This is a genomic window from Arenimonas malthae CC-JY-1 (assembly GCF_000747075.1).
Taxonomy (GTDB): Bacteria; Pseudomonadota; Gammaproteobacteria; order Xanthomonadales; family Xanthomonadaceae; genus Arenimonas; species Arenimonas malthae.
The window spans coordinates 14,099-31,644 of record NZ_AVCH01000154.1 but is presented as its reverse complement, the minus strand read 5'-3'; the positions used below and the strand labels follow the sequence as shown (position 1 = coordinate 31,644).

The 17,546-nt window shown below is 72.6% G+C and carries 14 protein-coding genes and 2 tRNA genes; 4 read left to right on the top strand and 12 right to left on the bottom strand.

The features are described from left to right. Nucleotides 1-823, bottom strand: an 823-nt coding sequence (gene xseA, locus N790_RS07765) for an exodeoxyribonuclease VII large subunit (RefSeq protein ID WP_043802844.1), incomplete at its 3' end; no start/stop codon positions are given. A gap of 102 nt (nucleotides 824-925) precedes the next feature. Between xseA and N790_RS07760 the strand changes: the two genes are divergently transcribed. Together N790_RS07760 and ispG are read left to right on the top strand one after the other, a co-directional pair. Beyond that, nucleotides 926-2,575 carry a hypothetical protein gene (locus N790_RS07760; RefSeq protein ID WP_043802842.1) on the top strand — a complete coding sequence of 550 codons (1,650 nt, stop codon included), beginning with the start codon at nucleotides 926-928 and terminating at the stop codon, nucleotides 2,573-2,575. Beyond that, nucleotides 2,572-3,810 carry a flavodoxin-dependent (E)-4-hydroxy-3-methylbut-2-enyl-diphosphate synthase gene (ispG, locus tag N790_RS07755; protein ID WP_043802840.1) on the top strand — a complete coding sequence of 413 codons (1,239 nt, stop codon included), beginning with the start codon at nucleotides 2,572-2,574 and terminating at the stop codon, nucleotides 3,808-3,810. Before N790_RS07760 ends, ispG begins: the two co-directional genes overlap by 4 nt. 7 nt (nucleotides 3,811-3,817) lie before the next feature. Here the strand turns inward: ispG and N790_RS07750 are convergent, their stop codons facing one another. Continuing rightward, a complete protein-coding gene (locus N790_RS07750) occupies nucleotides 3,818-4,714 on the bottom strand; it encodes a GGDEF domain-containing protein (protein ID WP_043802837.1) in 897 nt (298 codons plus the stop codon). Nucleotides 4,715-4,813: 99 nt separating this feature from the next. Between N790_RS07750 and N790_RS15225 the strand changes: the two genes are divergently transcribed. Beyond that, nucleotides 4,814-7,564: a serine/threonine-protein kinase gene (locus N790_RS15225; RefSeq protein WP_052385786.1), complete on the top strand. Its 2,751-nt coding sequence runs from the start codon at nucleotides 4,814-4,816 to the stop codon at nucleotides 7,562-7,564. A 3-nt stretch (nucleotides 7,565-7,567) separates the two neighbouring features. On the opposite strand, the gene N790_RS07740 is transcribed toward N790_RS15225, so the two are convergent. The 9 genes from N790_RS07740 to rnd form a co-directional block, all read right to left on the bottom strand. Further along, nucleotides 7,568-8,440, bottom strand: a complete 873-nt coding sequence (locus N790_RS07740) for a DMT family transporter (protein ID WP_043802859.1) — start codon at nucleotides 8,438-8,440, stop codon at nucleotides 7,568-7,570. A gap of 47 nt (nucleotides 8,441-8,487) precedes the next feature. Further along, the gene (gene murB / locus N790_RS07735) at nucleotides 8,488-9,534 is read right to left on the bottom strand and encodes a UDP-N-acetylmuramate dehydrogenase (RefSeq protein WP_043802834.1); all 1,047 of its coding nucleotides are present in this window, start codon (nucleotides 9,532-9,534) and stop codon (nucleotides 8,488-8,490) included. Beyond that, the gene (locus N790_RS07730) at nucleotides 9,531-10,565 is read right to left on the bottom strand and encodes a quinone-dependent dihydroorotate dehydrogenase (RefSeq protein ID WP_043802831.1); all 1,035 of its coding nucleotides are present in this window, start codon (nucleotides 10,563-10,565) and stop codon (nucleotides 9,531-9,533) included. The genes murB and N790_RS07730 overlap by 4 nt, the downstream gene beginning before the upstream one ends. Before the next feature lie 13 nt (nucleotides 10,566-10,578). Further along, nucleotides 10,579-10,878 (bottom strand): DUF4190 domain-containing protein, encoded by a 300-nt coding sequence (locus tag N790_RS07725; protein WP_043802829.1) that lies wholly within the window; start codon nucleotides 10,876-10,878, stop codon nucleotides 10,579-10,581. Nucleotides 10,879-10,886: 8 nt separating this feature from the next. Then, nucleotides 10,887-12,419 (bottom strand): L-piperidine-6-carboxylate dehydrogenase, encoded by a 1,533-nt coding sequence (gene amaB, locus N790_RS07720; protein ID WP_043802826.1) that lies wholly within the window; start codon nucleotides 12,417-12,419, stop codon nucleotides 10,887-10,889. Between the two features lie 42 nt (nucleotides 12,420-12,461). Further along, nucleotides 12,462-12,538 (bottom strand) — tRNA-Arg (locus N790_RS07715). A 52-nt stretch (nucleotides 12,539-12,590) separates the two neighbouring features. Next, nucleotides 12,591-13,523: a homoserine kinase gene (locus N790_RS07710; RefSeq protein ID WP_043802824.1), complete on the bottom strand. Its 933-nt coding sequence runs from the start codon at nucleotides 13,521-13,523 to the stop codon at nucleotides 12,591-12,593. A gap of 67 nt (nucleotides 13,524-13,590) precedes the next feature. Continuing rightward, nucleotides 13,591-13,666 (bottom strand) — tRNA-Ala (locus N790_RS07705). Between the two features lie 41 nt (nucleotides 13,667-13,707). Continuing rightward, nucleotides 13,708-14,796, bottom strand: coding sequence for a ribonuclease D (gene rnd, locus N790_RS07700; RefSeq protein WP_043802821.1), 1,089 nt, complete (start codon nucleotides 14,794-14,796; stop codon nucleotides 13,708-13,710). A gap of 92 nt (nucleotides 14,797-14,888) precedes the next feature. Here rnd and N790_RS07695 point away from each other — a divergent pair, with 92 nt between their 5' ends. Next, the gene (locus tag N790_RS07695; protein WP_043802820.1) at nucleotides 14,889-16,793 is read left to right on the top strand and encodes a formylglycine-generating enzyme family protein; all 1,905 of its coding nucleotides are present in this window, start codon (nucleotides 14,889-14,891) and stop codon (nucleotides 16,791-16,793) included. 6 nt (nucleotides 16,794-16,799) lie between these two features. On the opposite strand, the gene N790_RS07690 is transcribed toward N790_RS07695, so the two are convergent. Next, on the bottom strand, nucleotides 16,800-17,546 hold the full coding sequence (locus N790_RS07690; protein WP_043802817.1) for a beta-ketoacyl-ACP reductase: 747 nt from the start codon (nucleotides 17,544-17,546) through the stop codon (nucleotides 16,800-16,802).

Genomic DNA, 17,546 nt, shown 5'->3' with positions numbered 1-17,546 from the left:
GCCGCGCCTGCAGCGCGGCCCCGTCCGGCGCCAGCAGTTCGGCGGCGGCCGAGGGCGTGGGCGCGCGCAGGTCGGCCGCGAAGTCGGCCAGGCTCACGTCCACTTCGTGGCCGATCGCCGCCACCACCGGCACCGGCGAGGCGGCGATGGCGCGCGCCAGGGCCTCGTCGTTGAAGGCCCACAGGTCTTCGAGCGAGCCGCCGCCGCGGGTGAGCAGCAGCAGGTCGTAGCGGCCGCTGGCGCCGGCGCGGCGCAGCATGTCCAGGATCTGGGCGGCGGCGCCGTCGCCCTGCACGGGTACCGGCAGCACCTCGGCCTCGAGCAGCGGGAAGCGCCGGCCCAGCACGCTCAGCACGTCGCGCACGGCGGCGCCGCGCGGCGAGGTGATCACGCCGAGCCGGCGCGGGAAGGCGGGCAGGGGGCGCTTGCGGGCCGCGTCGAACAGGCCCTCGGCGGCCAGCTTCGCCTTGAGCTCCTCGAAGGCCCGGCGCAGTGCGCCCTCGCCGGCCTCTTCCATGTGGTCGAGCACCAGCTGGTAGTCGCCGCGCGCCTCGTAGAGCGTCAGCCGGCCGCGGGCCAGCACCTGCAGGCCGTCGCGCGGGGCGAAGCGCAGGCGCTGGGCGTTCTGGCGGAACAGGGCGCAGCGCACCTGGGCGCGGTCGTCCTTGAGCGTGAAGTAGGCGTGCCCCGAGGCCGGCCGGGAAAAGTTGCTGATCTCGCCCTCGACCCAGACCTGCGGGAAGCTGCCTTCCAGCAGGTCGCGGGCCAGCGCATTGAGCTGGGAAGGGCGCAGGACCTGGCGTTCGCGGGCTAGGGAGGACATGGATCAGGCCGGGGACGGCCCGACAGGATACCTTGGAGCGTTGGCCGGGGGTGGGGCGGGGCCGCGCCCCGGTCTAAACTGTGCCCCTCGCGAGGACCCCGAATGAGCGATAGCTACCGCCGCCTGTGCCAGGACCTGCCGCCCGCCACCGGGGGCACCGCGCCTTTCCCGGCCGACCCGAAGAAGGTGAAAGCCTGGGTCGCCGCTTTGCCCCGCGCCAACCCGCAGGCGGCCGAGCAGGAAATCTCCCGCGCGCTGGCCGGCCTGCTGGGCCAGAAGCTCGAGGGCGGCCAGCGCCTGGCCGCGCTGGAGGAGCTGCGCGACGCCACGCTGGAGGCCATCACCCTGCTCGAGCGCCAGTTCTCGGGCAGCCCGCTGCCGCTGCCGCCGGACAAGGCGCGCGCGGCCACCGTGGCCGAAACCCTGCACATGCACCTGGCCGTGGGTTACCGGCAGGCCGCCTGCGAACTCTGCGCGCCGGCCGGTTCGGTGCCCTTCCTGCGCGGCGGCGCGGTGCTGCAGGCGCTGGTGCGCTCCACCTGGCACCACTCGCGTGCGCTGGCCCTGGCCTGGCGCGTGTACCGTCCGGCGCCGGCGGGCGCCTGGCAGGGCCTGCACCGCCTGCACCGGTTCGCCACCTCGCTCAAGCTCGAGCGCAAGACCTGCGAGGACAAGGCCGCGGGTGCCGCCCAGGACGTGCAGACGATCTACGTGCAGTCGCTGCTGATGGCCTCGGTGAACCCCTATGCCTTCGCCCAGGCCGAGCAGGACACGATGTGGCCGCTGACCCGCGGTTACGCCGCGCGCTGCGCGCTGCTCGACCGCCAGCCCGAGGGCATTGCGCCGGTCGTGCCCGAGGACGCCGACCGCGGCCCGGGCGCCGGTGCCGGCGATGAATCGCATGCGCTCTGGCTGGACCTGCGCGCCTTCAGCGACGACGTCGAGCGCGCGCTCGGCCGCGTCCGCGACGGCCAGGCCGAGCTCTCGCCGGCGGCCGGCTTCGGCGTGCGCGTCGGCAACGACCTGCTGATCCGCCTGCGCCGCGCCTTCGGCCAGATGGCCGCGCGCGGCCTGGTGCGCCTGCCCGCGGGGCACTCGCTCGACACCGTGCTGGGCCTGAGCGGCCTGCACTACCTGCTGGCCGGCCAGCGCGACTTCGACACCTTCATGCGCCAGTCGGCGCAGGGCACGGTGCATGTGATCGCCGGCGCGGCCTGGACCCAGGGCGCCGCCGCCATGACCCGCGTGCCGCGCTTCACCGCCCGGGTGCTCGACCAGAGCCTGGGTGGCTACCGCATGGCCTGGGACAGCGCCGAACAGGCGCGCGCCCGCGTCGGCGAGCTGGTGGGCCTGGGCTTCGGCGAACAGGGCGAGGAACTGGCGTGGATGGTCGGCGTGATGCGCTGGCTGCGCTACGAGCCCGACGGCAGCCTGTCGGCGGGCGTGGAGCTGATCTCGCGCCGCTCCAGCGCCGTGGCCCTGCGCGTGGTCAGCGCCGACGGCGGCAGCCGCCAGGTGCACCGCGCGGTGGAAGTGTTCCCCATCGACGGGGCCGGCGGCCGCTGTTTCGTCTGCGGCGCCGCCATCGACGCCGGCAGCCGGGTCGAGGTCATCCACGACGCCTCCAGCTACATCCCCGAAGTCGGCGCCCGCGGCCCCGACCTGCTCGAGGACGTGGAGGTGCTGCTCAACGCCGGCGACTACGTGCTGCTGGGCGAACGCCGCGCGGCGGCGGAAGGGGAGGCGGCATGAGCGAGGCCAAGGCCCAGCCCCGGCGCGCCACCCGCGGCGTCGACGTCGGCAAGGTGCGCATCGGCGGCGGCGCGCCGGTGGTGGTGCAGTCGATGACCAACACCGACACCGCCGACATCGCCGCCACCGTGAAGCAGGTGGCCGAACTCTGGCGCGCCGGTTCCGAACTGGTGCGCGTGACGGTGAACAACCCCGAGTCGGCCGCCGCCGTGCCGCGCATCCGCGACAAGCTCGACATGATGAACGTGCCGGTGCCCCTCGTCGGCGACTTCCACTACAACGGCGACCGCCTGCTGGCGGCCGAGCCGGCCTGCGCCGAGGCGCTGGCCAAGTACCGCATCAACCCCGGCAACGTCGGCTTCGGCAAGAAGCGCGACACCCAGTTCGCGGCCATCGTCGAGAAGGCCATCGAATTCGGCAAGCCGGTGCGCATCGGCGTGAACTGGGGCTCGCTCGACCAGGCCCTGGCCGCTCGCCTGATGGACGAAAACGCCGCCCGCGCCGAGCCCTGGGAAGCCTCGCGCGTGCTGCGCGAGGCGCTGGTGGTGTCGGCGCTGGAATCGGCCGAACGTGCCGTGGAAATCGGCCTGCCGCGCGAGCGCATCGTGCTCTCGGCCAAGGTCAGCGGCGTGCAGGAGCTGATCGCGGTCTACCGCGACCTGGCCAGCCGCTCCGATTTCGCGCTGCACCTGGGCCTCACCGAGGCCGGCATGGGCAGCAAGGGCATCGTCGCCTCGGCGGCCGCGCTGGCGGTGCTGATGCAGGAAGGCATCGGCGACACCATCCGCATCTCGCTCACGCCCGAGCCGGGCGCGCCGCGCACCCAGGAAGTGGTGGTGGCGCAGGAACTGCTGCAGACCATGGGCCTGCGCGCGTTCACGCCGCTGGTCACCGCCTGCCCGGGCTGCGGCCGCACCACCAGCGAATTCTTCCAGGTGCTGGCGCAGAAGGTGCAGGAGCACGTGCGCGGCCAGATGCCGGTGTGGAAGCTCAAGTACCCCGGCGTGGAAAACCTGTCGCTGGCCGTGATGGGCTGCGTGGTCAACGGCCCGGGCGAATCGCGCCACGCCGACATCGGCATCTCGCTGCCGGGCACCGGCGAGGCGCCCTCGGCGCCGGTGTTCATCGACGGCGAGAAGGCCATGACGCTGCGCGGCGAAGGCATCGCCGACGAATTCCTGGGCGTGATCGACGACTACGTCGCGCGCCGCTACGCCGCCCGCGACGCCGGCTGAGCCGGCCTCAGGCCTCGACGCAGACGCGGTTGCGGCCTTCGTCCTTGGCCCGGTAGAGGGCGGCGTCGGCCGCCTTCATCAGCGCGCTGCGGTCGCCGCGCCCCGGCGCCAGGCTGGCGATGCCGATGCTGATGGTCAGCCGCTGCGGTTCGCCGCCCAGCACGAAGGTGGCCGAGGCCACGGCTTCGCGCAGGCGTTCGGCGAAGGCGCGGGCGTCGTCGATGCCGGCCTCGGGCAGCATCACCGCGAACTCCTCGCCGCCGATGCGCGCGGCCACATCCTCGCCGCGCACGAAGCCGCGCAGGATGGCCGCCATCTGCCGCAGCACGCCGTCGCCGGCGATGTGGCCGTACTTGTCGTTCACCGGCTTGAACAGGTCCACGTCGATGATGCACATCACCAGCGGCCGGCCGTGGCGGGTGGCGCGCGCGATTTCCTTGTCCACCAGCTCGACGAAGTGCCGGCGGTTGTAGACCTCGGTCAGCGCGTCGTGCGTGGCCAGCTGGTAGACCTCCTCGTGGTAGCGGGCCTCCACGCTGGAGTGGCTGATGAACTTGAGGATCGATTCGCCCAGCGTGATGTGGTCGCCGTCGGCCAGCAGGGTTTCGGTGACCGGCAGGTCGTTGACGCGGGTGCGGTTGGTCGCCTCGAGGTCGCGGATGCGGTAGGCGTCGCCGTCGCGCCAGATCTGGCAGTGCTGGCGCGACACCGATTTGTGCGGGATGTGCAGGTCGGCCTCCTGCGAGCGGCCGACGATGACCGGCCGGTCCTCGAGGTCGGCGCGCTTGCCCAGGCCCTCGCCGTGGATCACCACCACGCAGGCCGAACGCGGGCCGCTGCGGCGCGGGCCGCCGCTGAGCATCGTCAGCTGGGTGGTGATGGGCTCGTGGTCGTTCGTGCTCATGCGGGACGGGGGGACGGCAGACGACAGGGCGAGTTTAGCCGGATTGCCGGCGCCCGCGCGCCCTTGCGTTAACATCCGCGGGAGCCGGGAGGGGAACGCATGGCGGGCCAGCACGAGGACGATCTCGCACCGACGGAAGGCCTGCCCACGCGCTCCGGCGCGGGCCCGGCGCCGGCGCAGGAAGGCGCCAGCCTGGCCCCCGGCGCCCGGCTGGGCCGCTACCGCATCGAGGCCCTGCTGGGCCGCGGCGGCATGGGCGAGGTCTACCGGGCCGAACAGCTCGAACCGGTGCGCCGCACGGTGGCGCTGAAGCTGCTGCACGCGCGCCGGCTCGACGCCCGGCACCTGGCCTATTTCGAGGTCGAGCGCCAGCTGCTGGCGCAGATGAAGCACCCGGCCATCGCCCAGGTCTACGACGCCGGCGCCACGCCCGAAGGTTTCCCCTTCTTCGCGATGGAGTTCATCGAAGGCAGCCCGCTCACCAGTTTCTGCGAGCAGCAGGCGTTGCCGCTGCGCGAGCGCCTGGAGCTGTTCATCCGCGTCTGCGAAGGCGTGCAGCACGCGCACCAGAAGGGCGTGATCCACCGCGACCTCAAGCCGGGCAACATCCTGGTGTCGGTGGTGGACGGCCGGCCGCTGCCCAAGATCATCGACTTCGGCATCGCCACCGCCGCCAGCCGCTCGCTGGCCGCGGGCGAGCGCGCGGGCGAACTCGAGCGCGCCGGCACGCCCGACTACATGAGCCCCGAGCAGGCCGGCCTGGACGGCGTGGAAGTGGACACCCGCTCCGACGTCTATTCGCTGGGCGTGCTGCTGTACGAACTGCTGGCCGGCCGCCGCCCGGGCGTCGGCGGTGCCACCGCCGAGGCGCCGCGCACCGCCAGCACAACGGTGCCGCCCCCCTCGGAACAGATCCTCACGCTCGCGCCCGGCAACGCCGCCGCGCGCGCCGGCCAGCTGGGCCTGAGCCCGCCGCGCCTGCGCCGCGTGCTGCGCACCGAGCTCGACTGGGTGGTGCTCAAGGCCATGCGCCGCGACCGCGCCGAGCGCTACAGCTCGGCCGCCGAGCTGGCGCAGGACCTGCAACGGTTCCTCGACGACCAGCCGCTGGCCGCCGTGCCGCCGAGCCGGCGCTACGTGCTGGGCAAGTACCTGCGTCGCCACCGCGTCGCGCTTGCCGCCGCCGCCGCCGTGTCGCTGGCGGTGCTGTCGGGCCTGGCGCTGTCGCTGTACGGGCTGCAGCAGGCCCGGCAGCAGCGCGCGCTGGCCGAACAGCGCAGCGCCGAACTCGAACGCGTGGTCGCCTTCCAGCAGTCCATGCTCGAAGGCGTGGACGTGGAGGCGATGGGCGTCGGCCTGTCCACCGGCCTGCGCGCGCAGATCGAGAAAACCGCGCCGGCGCAGGTGCCGGCGCTGGAATCGGTGCTCGCGCAGGCCAGTCCCACCGACCTGGCGCGCACGCTGCTGGGCCGATACGTGCTGGCGGGCGCGGAACAGGCCATCGAGCGCGAATTCGCCAGCCAGCCGGCGCTGGCCGCCGACCTGCGCGAGTCGGTCGGCGACGTGTACCTGGCGCTGGCGCTGGTGGCCGAGGCCGAAGCCGGCTTCACCCGCGTCGCCGACGACCGCGAAGCCAGCCTCGGCCCCGACCACCCGGACACCCTGGATGCCCGGCTCAAGCAGGCCGGCGCGATGCATGCCGGTGGCAAGCACAAGGAGGCGCTGGCCCTGGTCGAAGACCTGATGGCCCGCAGCGCCGGGCTCGATCCCGTGGGGGACCTGCGCCTGGCCATCGAGCTCAAGCAGAGCGAAGTCATTTCCTCGCTGGGCGACCGGCCGCGGGCCCGCGACCTGCAGGAAGCACTGCACGCGCGCGCCCTGGCCGCGCGCGGCGCGGACGACCCGAAGGTGCAGGGCCTGCTCAATAACCTGGCCATCAGCTACGCCCGCACCGGCGAGCAGGCCAAGGCGCGCGAGGCGCTGGAGGGCTTGTACGCGAAGCGCGCGGCCCAGCTGGGCCCCGAGCACGAGGACACGCTGGCCTCGATGAGCAACCTGGCCATCCTGCGCGTGATGGGCGGCGACGTGGAGGGCGCGCTGGCGCTGCAGCGGCAGCTGGTGGAGATCCAGGAACGCAAGCTCGGGCGCGAGCACCCGTACTCGCTGAACCAGCGCAGCAACCTGTCGAACATGCTCAGCGACCAGGGCGAGGTGGAAGCCGCGCTGGTGATCGCGCGCGAAGTGCAGGAGGCGCGCGAACGCGTGCTGGGCGCCGGCTCGTCCGACGCGCTGCGCTCGCGCCTGAACGTGTCGGCGCTGCTGGCGCGGCTGGAGCGCTACGACGAGGCGCTGGCGATGGAAAGCGAGGTGATCGCCGGCCGCATCCGCCTGCTCGGGCCGAAACACCCCGACACGCTGTTCGTGCAGGCCAACCACGCCGGCACCTTGCACCGCGCCGGCCGCGACGCGGAGGCCATGCGCCACCTGCTGGCGGTGAAACCCGACGTGCTGGCCGTGCTGGGCGAACGCAATCCGCAGGTGCACATGCTGCTGGACGTGGAAGGCGACCTGCACCTGGCCGCCGGCGACGCCCGTGCGGCGCTGGCGGCCTACCGCGAGGCCTACGCCGCGCGCCTGGCCACCTGGGGCGAAGGCCACCCGGAAGTCGCCGTCGGGGCGCTTCCGGTGGTGCGCGCGCTGCGCGGACTGGGCGAACGCGCCGAGGCCGACGCGCTGTTCGCGGCGCAGTTGCAGCCGTTGCTCGACGCGCCGCCGGAAAGCCTGGATCCGCCGCGCCGCCGCGTCGCCGACCGCCTGCGCGAGTCGCTGGAAGAAGAGCCGTTGCCCTGAGCCTCAGCGCGGCGAGGGCGTCTCGGGATTGATCTCGGGGTCCGTGACCGCCTGCCGCGCCAGCTGCGCCTCGCGCCGGGCGATGTAGACGTTCGAACCGAAGATAATGGCCGCGCCCAGCACGGTCCAGCGGTCGAGCGCCTCGCCGAACAGGAACCAGCCGAACACCGCCACCACCAGCACCTGCAGGAAGCTGATGGGCGTGAGCATCGAGGCTTCGCCCAGCCGCAGCGCGCGCGTCCAGAGCATGTGCGCGGTGGTGCCCAGGAAACCGGCCAGCACGATCCAGAGCCAGGTGATGCCCACCGGTGTTTCCCAGTAAAGCAGCGCCGGCAGCAGCGACATGGGGACCCAGATCAGGGTGGTGTAGAGCACGATCGCGTCGGGGTGCTCGGTGCGCGAGAGGAACTTGATGCTGATCGCGGCGCTGGCGCTGGCCACGGCGGCCAGCACCGCCACCAGGCTGCCGGCGCTGAAGTCGTCGCTGCCGGGGCGCACGATCACCAGCACGCCGAGGAAGCCGACGATCACCGCCGTCCAGCGGCGCGCCCGCACCACTTCGCCCAGCACGATGACCGCGGCGATGGTGACGAACAGCGGGCTGGAGTACGAAAGCGCGATCGCTTGCGCCAGCGGCAGGTGCACGATCGCCCAGAACCCGGCCAGCATGGACACCATGCCGATCGCGCAGCGGCCGATGTAGAAGCCGAGTTTGTTGGTGCGCAGGATCGAGGGTCCGTGCCGGAACAGGATCGGCAGGATGAACACCAGGCCGAAGAAGTTGCGGAAGAAGGCGATCTCGAAGGCGTGCAGCTGCTCCGAGGCCAGCCGGATGCACACCGCCATCAGGCCGAAGAGCACGGTGCCCGCGCTCATCAGCGCCACCGCGCGGGGAACGTCCACGGGGCGGTCGCGGGGGGGATTCACGCCGGGTCGTCGAACCGCGCGCCGATGATGCGCGGCTCGGGTTCGAGCGCGACGCCGAAGCGTTCGCGCACCGAGGCGGCCACGCGCCGGGCCAGTTCCAGCAGTTGTCGGCCGGTGGCGTGGCCGTGGTTCACCAGCACCAGCGCGTGCTGGGCGGCGACGCCGGCGTCGCCCTCGCGGAAACCCTTCCAGCCGCAGGCCTCGATCATCCAGGCCGCGGAGAGCTTGCGCTTGCCGTCGCCACCGGGAAAGGCCGGCAGGCCGGGATTCGCGGCCTGCAGGGCCTCGGCGGTGGCGGCGTCCACCACCGGGTTCTTGAAGAAACTGCCGGCATTGCCCAGCAGCGCGGGGTTCGGCAGCTTGCGCGTGCGCAGCCGGCTGATGGCCTCGGCCACGTGCACGGCGCGCGGCGTGGCCACGCCCATCGCGGCCAGTTCCTCGCGCACGCCGGCGTAGTCGAGCCGCAGCTCGCGCTGGCGCGGCAGGCGCAGTTCGACGGCGGTGACCACCCAGCGGTCGGCCTCGCGCTTGAACAGGCTGTCGCGGTAGCCGAAGCCGCAGTCGGCGGCGGACAGGCGCTTGACCTGGCCGGTGTCGCGCTGGAAGGCCTCAACGGTTTCGATGAATTCGCCCACCTCGACGCCGTAGGCGCCGATGTTCTGTATTGGCGCGGCGCCGACCGTGCCCGGGATGAGCGCCATGTTCTCCAGCCCGCACAGGCCGCGGGCCAGCGTCCAGGCCACCAGGTCGTTCCAGTTCATGCCGGCGTCGGCGCGCACCAGGGCGGTGTCGCCGTCGTCGCGCACGATGCGCACGCCGGCCATGGTCAGGCAGATCGCCACGCCGGGGAAATCGCCGGCGAAAAGCAGGTTGCTGCCTTCGCCCAGCACCAGCACCGGGCCCTCGCGCAGCATGGCGAATTCGAACAGTTCGGCCAGCGCGTCGGCGCGCGACACGTCGGCCATCATCGCGGCGCGGGCGGCGACGCGGAAGGTGTTGCGGCCGGCCAGCGAGACGTTCTCGGCCAGCTGGTAGCCGCTCACGCCACGCCCTCGCGGCGCCGGCGGATGGCGTCCACGCATTCGCCGATCAGCTCGGGGCCGCGATAGACCAGGCCGGTGTAGAACTGCACCATCAGCGCGCCGGCGGTGATCTTGCCGGCCGCGTCGGCGCCGCTGAGGATGCCGCCGACGCCGATCACCGGGACGCCGTCGTCGAGGCGCCCGCGCAGGCGGCGCAGCACCGCGGTGGACTTGCCGTACAGCGGCGCGCCCGACAGGCCGCCGGCTTCCTTGGCGAGCGGGTGGCTTTCCACTGGCAGGCGGTCGAGCGTGGTGTTGGTGGCGATGACGCCGTCGACCTTGAGGTCGGACAGCACGCGGGCGCAGGCGTCCACGTCGTCGTCGGACAGGTCGGGGGCGATCTTCACCAGCATCGGCACGCGCTTTCCGTGCTGGGCGCCCAGGCGTTCCTGGGCTTCGCGCAGCTCGCCGACCAGGCGGCGCAACTGCTGTTCTTCCTGCAGCTCGCGCAGGCCGGCGGTGTTGGGCGAGGAAATGTTGACCGTGACGTAGTCGGCCAGCGGGTACACGCGCTCGAGGCAGTAGAGGTAATCCTCGGCCGCGTCCTCGTTGTGGGTGTCCTTGTTCTTGCCGATGTTGATGCCCAGCAGGCCGCCCTTGCGGCGCGCGCGCGAGACGTTGCGCACCAGCGCGTCCACGCCGCCGTTGTTGAAGCCCAGGCGGTTGATGACCGCGTTGTGCTCGGGCAGGCGGAACATGCGCGGCTTCGGGTTGCCTTCCTGCGGCCGTGGCGTGACCGTGCCCACCTCGACGAAGCCGAAGCCCAGCGCGAGCAGCGCGTCCACGTGGGCGCCGTTCTTGTCCAGGCCGGCGGCGCAGCCCACCGGGTTCGGGAACACCAGGCCGAAGGCCTTGGTCGGCAGCGGCTTGGGCTTGCCCGCCAGCAGCGGGTTCAATCCCAGCCGGTAGGCCGCCTCGATGCCGCGCAGGCCCAGGTCGTGGGCGCGTTCGGCATCGAGGTGGAAGAGGAAGGGCTTGGCCAGCGAATACATGCGCACCCGCCGTTCAGAGGTTGCCGCTGGCGCCCAGCAGGGCCAGCAGCGCCGCCAGCCCCCCGAAGAACAGGATGAAGGCCAGGATCGTCAGCACCGTGACCACGACCGTCGCCCAGCCCAGCACCAGGCCGGCGATGGCCAGCCCGTCGCCGTCCATCTGGCCGGCCGCGCGCCGGATTTCGGCGCGGGCCATGTGGCCGGTGATGATGGCCAGCAGGCTGCCCAGCAGGGGCAGGAAGGTCCAGCCCAGGACGCCGGTGACCAGGCTGGTGATGGCGAGGGCGCTGGTCTGCCGGGGAGTCGTGTTCATGGGTGGCCTCAGAGGTCGAACTTGATGCCCTGGGCCAGCGGCAACGCGTCGGAGTAGTTGATGGTGTTGGTCTGGCGTCGCATGTAGACCTTCCACGCGTCGGAGCCGGATTCACGGCCACCGCCGGTTTCCTTCTCGCCGCCGAAGGCGCCGCCGATTTCGGCGCCCGAGGTGCCGATGTTGACGTTGGCGATGCCGCAGTCGGAACCGGACGCGGCCAGGAAGGCCTCGGCGGCCTTGAGGTTCTGCGTGAAGATCGCCGACGACAGGCCCTGCGGCACGTCGTTCTGCATCGCGATCGCGTCCTCGAGGTCGGAGTAGGGCATGACGTAGAGGATCGGCGCGAAGGTCTCGTGCTGGACGATCTCGTCGCTGTTCTTCAGTCCGGTGACGATGGCCGGCAGCACGAAGTTGCCCGGGCGGTCGATGCGCGCGCCGCCGGTTTCGACCTTGCCGCCGCTGGCCTTGGCCTTGGCGATGGCGTCGAGGTAGGCGTCCACGGCGTCGGCGCTGTTGAGCGGGCCCATCAGGTTGGCCGGGTCGGTCGGATCGCCGATCTTCTTTTCGACCTGCTTGTAGGCCGCCACCAGCTTGGCCAGCACGTCGGCATAGATGGATTCGTGCACGAACAGGCGGCGGGTGGTGGTGCAGCGCTGGCCGGCGGTGCCGACGGCGCCGAAGGCGATGGCCGGGATGGCCAGCTTCAGGTCGGCCGTGGGGTCGACGATGATGGCGTTGTTGCCGCCGAGCTCGAGCAGCGAACGGCCCATGCGGCGGGCGACGCGCTCGCCGACGTGGCGGCCGACCTTGGTCGAACCGGTGAAGCTGATCAGCGGGATGCGCTTGTCGTCGACGAAGTGCGCGGCCAGGTCGCTGCCGGCGTCGTTGAACAGGAAGAAGATGTCCGGGAAGCCGCCGGCGCGCAGGGCCTCGTTGCAGATCTTCATCGAGGCGATCGCCGAGAGCGGGGTCTTGGGCGAGGGCTTCCAGATGCACACGTCGCCGCAGACGCCGGCCACGAAGCTGTTCCAGGCCCACACCGCCACCGGGAAGTTGAAGGCCGAGATGATGCCGACGATGCCCAGCGGGTGGTACTGCTCGTACATGCGGTGGCCCGGGCGCTCGGAGTGCATGGTCAGGCCGTAGAGCTGGCGGGAGAGGCCGACGGCGAATTCGCCGATGTCGATCATCTCCTGCACCTCGCCGTCGCCTTCCGGCTTGGACTTGCCCATCTCCAGAGCCACCAGCGAACCCAGCGCGTCCTTGTGCCTGCGCAGGGCTTCCGCGCAAAGGCGGATGGCTTCGCCGCGCTTGGGCGCCGGGGTGGTGCGCCAGACCTTGAAGGCGGCCTGGGCGCGCTCGAGGATCAGGTCGTAGTCGGCCTGCGAGGACGCATAGACCTTACCCAGCACCTCGCCGTTGCTCGGGTTGACCGGCTCGATCACGCCCGCGTCGCGGGTGGCCGACCACTCGCCGTGGCCGAGGTAGGTGCCGGATTCCTGGCCGGTGAGGCCAAGGGCGGTGAGGACTGCGTGGGTCATTGCGTGCTCCGGGAACGTGCGGCCGCGCTGCGGCCGGGGAAATGGCGGCCCCGATACGATTCGAACGTACGACCTTCCCCTTAGGAGGGGGACGCTCTATCCAGCTGAGCTACGGGGCCAGGGCGCGCGAATTATCGCAGAAACAATCCCCCGTGGCCCCCGGTACCGCGCTCAGGCGGGGTCCACCAGCGAGGCCGCGGGGCCGGCCACCGGGGAAACGTGCACGTCGCTGTCCAGGCCGGCGCCGGCGAAGGCCCGGCGCATGGCGTCGGCGGCGCGCTGCGCGGTGGCGGCGTCCGTGCACCAGGCGAACACGCTGGGGCCTGCGCCGGAGAGGCTGGCACCCATCGCGCCGGCCTCCAGCGCCGCCTGCTTCACGGCCGCGAAACCGGGCACCAGCGGCGCGCGTCGGGGTTCGACCAGCACGTCGCGCAGGCCGGCGCGCACCAGGGTTTCGTCGCCGCGTTCGCAGCCCAGCAGCACCTGCGCCAGGTTCGCGCCCTGTTCGACGACGGTGGGCAGCGGGTAGGGCGGCGCGAGCACCGCGCGCGCGACCAGGGTTTCGAGCACGAAATGCGGGTGCACCAGCGCGCAGTGCCATTCCCGCGGAACCCGGAGCGGCACCAGCCGCGCGGGTGTCGCCAGCACCAGCCCGCCCAGCAGCATCGGCCCGACGTTGTCGCCGGTGCGCGCGCCGCTGGCCAGCGACTCGCCGTCGAGGGCGTGCGGGTACAGGGCCTCGCGCGGCAGCGGCGTGTCCAGCAGCGCATTGGCCGCCACCAGCGCGGCCACGCAGGAGGCGGCGGAACCGCCCATGCCCGAGCCCAGCGCGATGCCCTTGTCGAGTTCCACCTCGAAGCCGTGGCGCAGCCCCAATGCCGCGGCCAGCGAGAGCAGGGCGGCGCCGGCGGTGTTGCGCGAGGCTTCGAGGGGCAGGTCGGTGACCACGCCGCGGATGGCGGTGATGCGCACGCCGGGCGCGTCCACGCGCCGCACCGTGGCCCGGTCGCCGGGACCGGCCACGCTGTGGCCCAGCAGGTCGAAGCCGACGCCGATGTTGCCGACCGAGGCGGGTGAGAAGGCGGTGGCGGTGCGGCCGGTCACGTCGGTGGGGTCGGATGGGTCGGGAAAAAGAAAGGGCCGGGCTTGCGGCCCGGCCCTTTCGGAATCGTGGTGGAGAGGATGGGGATCGAACCCACGACCTCGTCATTGCGAACGACGCGCTCTCCCAGCTGAGCTACCCCCCCACGGAAGGTTCGGAAATTATAGAGGCATGTTCCGGCGATGGCTAGCCGCCCGACAGAATCGGCGCCAGACGCGGTTCCAGCAGCTCGCGGCGCCAGCCTTCCAGGGCCTCGGGCCAGCCCCGGCCTTCGAGCAGGGCTTCCAGGTGGCGGCGGGCGCAGAGCAGGCCCTCGGGCAGGCCCTGGGCCTCGGCCACGGCGGCCACCGCCTGCTGCAGGGCCTTGATGCGCTGCTTGTCGAGGCTGTCGCCGCTGGCCAGCGGGATGGCGCGGTCGGCGTCGGTGATGGGGGCCGACAGCGTTTCCCAGAGCTCGCCGCGCGACTTGCGCGGGGCCTTGGGGTGGCGGTCGAGCACGGCGCCGAATTCGCGGAAATCGGCCGGCGGGCGGCGCGCCAGCGCCACGGCCAGCTCGTTGTCGAGGATCCAGCTCTTGGGTTTGTCGGCGCGACGCGCCTCGGCCTCGCGCCAGCGCAGCATGCGGCACAGGCGCACCTGGCCGTCGACGTCGAGCGCCTGCGCGCTGCGCACGCCCAGGTGTGGGTAGGGGTCGTCGCCTTCCTGGGCGGCGTTGCGCAGGGCGCGTTCGGTGTCGGCGCGCAGCCAGGCATGGCGGCCGCGTTCAGCCAGCTCGCGGTCGAGGAAGGCGTGCACCGCGTGCAGGTGGCGCACGTCGTCGGCGGCGTATTCGCGCTGGGAATCGCTGAGCGGGCGGCGCAGCCAGTCCGAGCGGGTTTCGCCCTTGGCCAGCTGCACGCCGGTGACCTGTTCCACCAGCTTCTGGTAACCGAGGCCGGCGCCGAGCCCGCACATCGCCGCGGCCACCTGGGTGTCGAACAGCGGCGCCGGCAGGGCCTGGCAGCCGCGCTGCAGGGCCTGCAGGTCTTCGCTGGCGCTGTGCATCAGCTTGGTCACCGCCGGGTCCTGCAACAGCGGGCGCAGGGCTTCGGGCATGCCGGGCACCAGCGGGTCCACCAGGATGATTTCGCCGGGGATGGCCAGCTGCACCAGGGCCAGCTGCGGGTAGTAGGTGCGTTCGCGGATGAATTCGGTGTCCAGCGCCACCAGGGGCTGGCCGGCCCAGCGGGCCAGGGTTTCGGACAGGGCTTGCGGGGAGGAGATCCAGTGGTGCACGGGGTTCGCTGCGGTTGCCAGGAGCCGGCACCTTAGCCTAAGTTCGGCTCGCCAGACCGTTCCGACGCCAGGGGCGCCGCCGTTCCACGACGATGACCACGCTTGAGCGAATCCTCCCGGTCGGGCTGCTGGCCGCCCTGCTGCTGGGCGGCTGCGGCGCTTCCCAAGATCCCGATGCGGCCGCGCCGGCCAGCGCGCCCGCGCCCGTGGACCCGGCCGAACTCGAGGCCGAGGTCGTGCTGGCGCCCGCGGCCGAAGAGGCCGAGGTGCCGGCCTGGGCGCCGGACATCACCCCGGTGCCGGCGAACCGCTTCCGCCAGGCGCTCAAGGCCGCCGCCGAGGACGAAACCAACGGCCGCCTGCTCGCCGAGCCGCCGCCCGAGGCCGCCGAAAGCACTGCGCCGGAAACCGCGGGCGGGGCGGAGGCCCCGGCCCCGGGCGCGCTCGAACGTTACCTGGGCGTGCTCGCCACCGACGCCACCGAGGCCACTGCGCTGGCAGGCGTCGAACGCATCCTGTCCGAACTCCAGCGCCGGGGCCGCGCGGCCCTGGCCGAGGCGCGCTTCGTCGATGCCGAACGCTACGAGCGCGTCTGCGCCCGCGCGCAACCGCAGCATCCCGGCCTGGCGGCCTACCGCGAGGCGATCGCCGCGGCACGCCGCGCCCAGCAGAGCGTGCGCCTGGCCGAAGCGCGCGCCGCCGCGAACCGCATCTTCAAGCCCGAGGGCGGCGGCGCCGTCGCCGCCTATCGCGAAGCGCTGGCCGCCTTCCCCGACTACGCGCCGGCCCGCGACGGCCTGGCGCGGCTGCAGGCGGCGCATCTCAACCGCGCGCTGCAGGCGGCGCAGGAAGGCGATTACGCCGCTTCCGAACGCCTGCAGGCCGAAGCCGGCCGCATCGTCCCCGATTCGACCGCGCTGCAGGACATGGCCGCGCGCATCGTCGAACTGCGCCAGTCGCGCACCGAACAGCTGCTGGCCCAGGGCCACGCCGCGGTGGATGCGCTGGACCTGGAACTGGCCGCGCGCCGCCTGGCCGAGGCCGAGCAGGTGTCGCTGCAAGCGCAGGGCCTGGACGCGCTGGGCGAGCGCATCGTCATGGCGCGCCACTACGGCCGCTTCCGCCCGGGCCAGGTGTTCCGCGAGCCGCTGGCCATCGGCGGCGAGGCGCCGGAGATGGTGGTGCTGGCGCACGGCCGCTTCCAGATGGGCTCGCCCGAAGACGAAGCCGGCCGCTTCGACAACGAAGGGCCGCGGCATGAAGTGGCCTTCGAACGCGGTTTCGCCATCGCCCGCAATGAAACCACCGTGGCCGAGTTCCGCGCCTTCGTCGAGGCCAGCGGGTACCGGAGCGTCGCGACCCGCCGCGGCCGTTCCACCGTGTACGACGAAAAGGGCGGCGTGATGGGCGAACACGGCCGCGTGGACTGGCGCCGCGATTACGCCGGCAGCCCCGCCCCGCCGGAACTGCCGGTGGTGCACGTGGCGTTCGAGGACGCCGAGGCCTATGCCGCCTGGCTGTCCGCGCAGACCGGCCAGCGCTACCGCCTGCCCACCGAGGCCGAGTTCGAATACGCGCTGCGCGCCGGCCGCGCCGAGGCCTACCCCTGGGGCGAGGGCGTGCCGCCGCGCGTGGTCGGCAACCTGACCGGCGACGGCGACGAGTCGCGGCTCAAGCGCAAGTGGGCCAACGCCATCCCCGGTTACGCCGACGGGCACTGGGGCCCGGCGCCGGTACGCAGCTACCCGGCCGAGGCCTTCGGCACCTTCGACCTGGTCGGCAACGTGTCCGAATGGGTGCTCGACTGCTGGCACGACAGCTACCGGCGCGCGCCGCGCGACGGCAGCGCCTGGGTCAACCCGGGCTGCGGCGAGCGGGTGCTGCGCGGCGCCTCGTGGGCCAGTTCGCTGGAACGCGCGCGCTCGGCCTACCGGCAGTCGGCGCCCGCCGAAACGACCAATGCCCGCGTGGGTTTCCGCGTGGTGCGCGAACTCTGAGCGGCGTCAGAAGCTGATGAACAGGCCGCCGTTCACCGGCAGGTTCACGCCGGTGAGGTAACCGGCGTCGTCGCCGCACAGGAACACCACCGCCCGCGCCACGTCGGCCGGTTCGCCGATGCGCCCGGCCGGCACCATGGCCAGCACCTGTTCGCGCGCGGCCTCGGGCATGGCGTCGGTCATGGGCGTGCGGATGTAGCCCGGGCTGACCGTGTTCACGGTGACGCCCTTGCGCGCCAGTTCGCGCGCCAGCGCCATGGTGAAGCCGTGCAGGCCGGCCTTGGCGGCGGCGTAGTTGGTCTGCCCGAACTGGCCGGTCTGGCCGTTCACCGAGCTGATGTTGACGATGCGGCCGAAGCCGCGCGCGGCCATGCCTTCGGCCAGCAGCTTGCACAGCACGAAGGCGCTGTCGAGGTTCACCGACATCACCTGGTCCCACTGTTCGCGGCTCATGTTGCGCAGGGTGGCGTCGCGGGTGATGCCGGCGGCGTTCACCAGCACGTCCACCTCGCCATGGCTGGCGCGCGCGCTGGCGATGGCGGCGGCGCAGCCGGCTTCGTCGGTGACGTCCATGGGCAGGAAAGCCACGTCGTGGCCGGCCATCTCCGCGTCGAAGCGTGCCTGGCGCTCCGGCGCCAGCGGCAGGTCGGCGGCGAGCACGCGGTGGCCGGCGCGGGCGAGCTGGCGGCAAGTTTCCGCGCCGATGCCGCCGGCGCCCCCGGTGACCAGGGCGATGCGCTGGGGCGCGGCCAT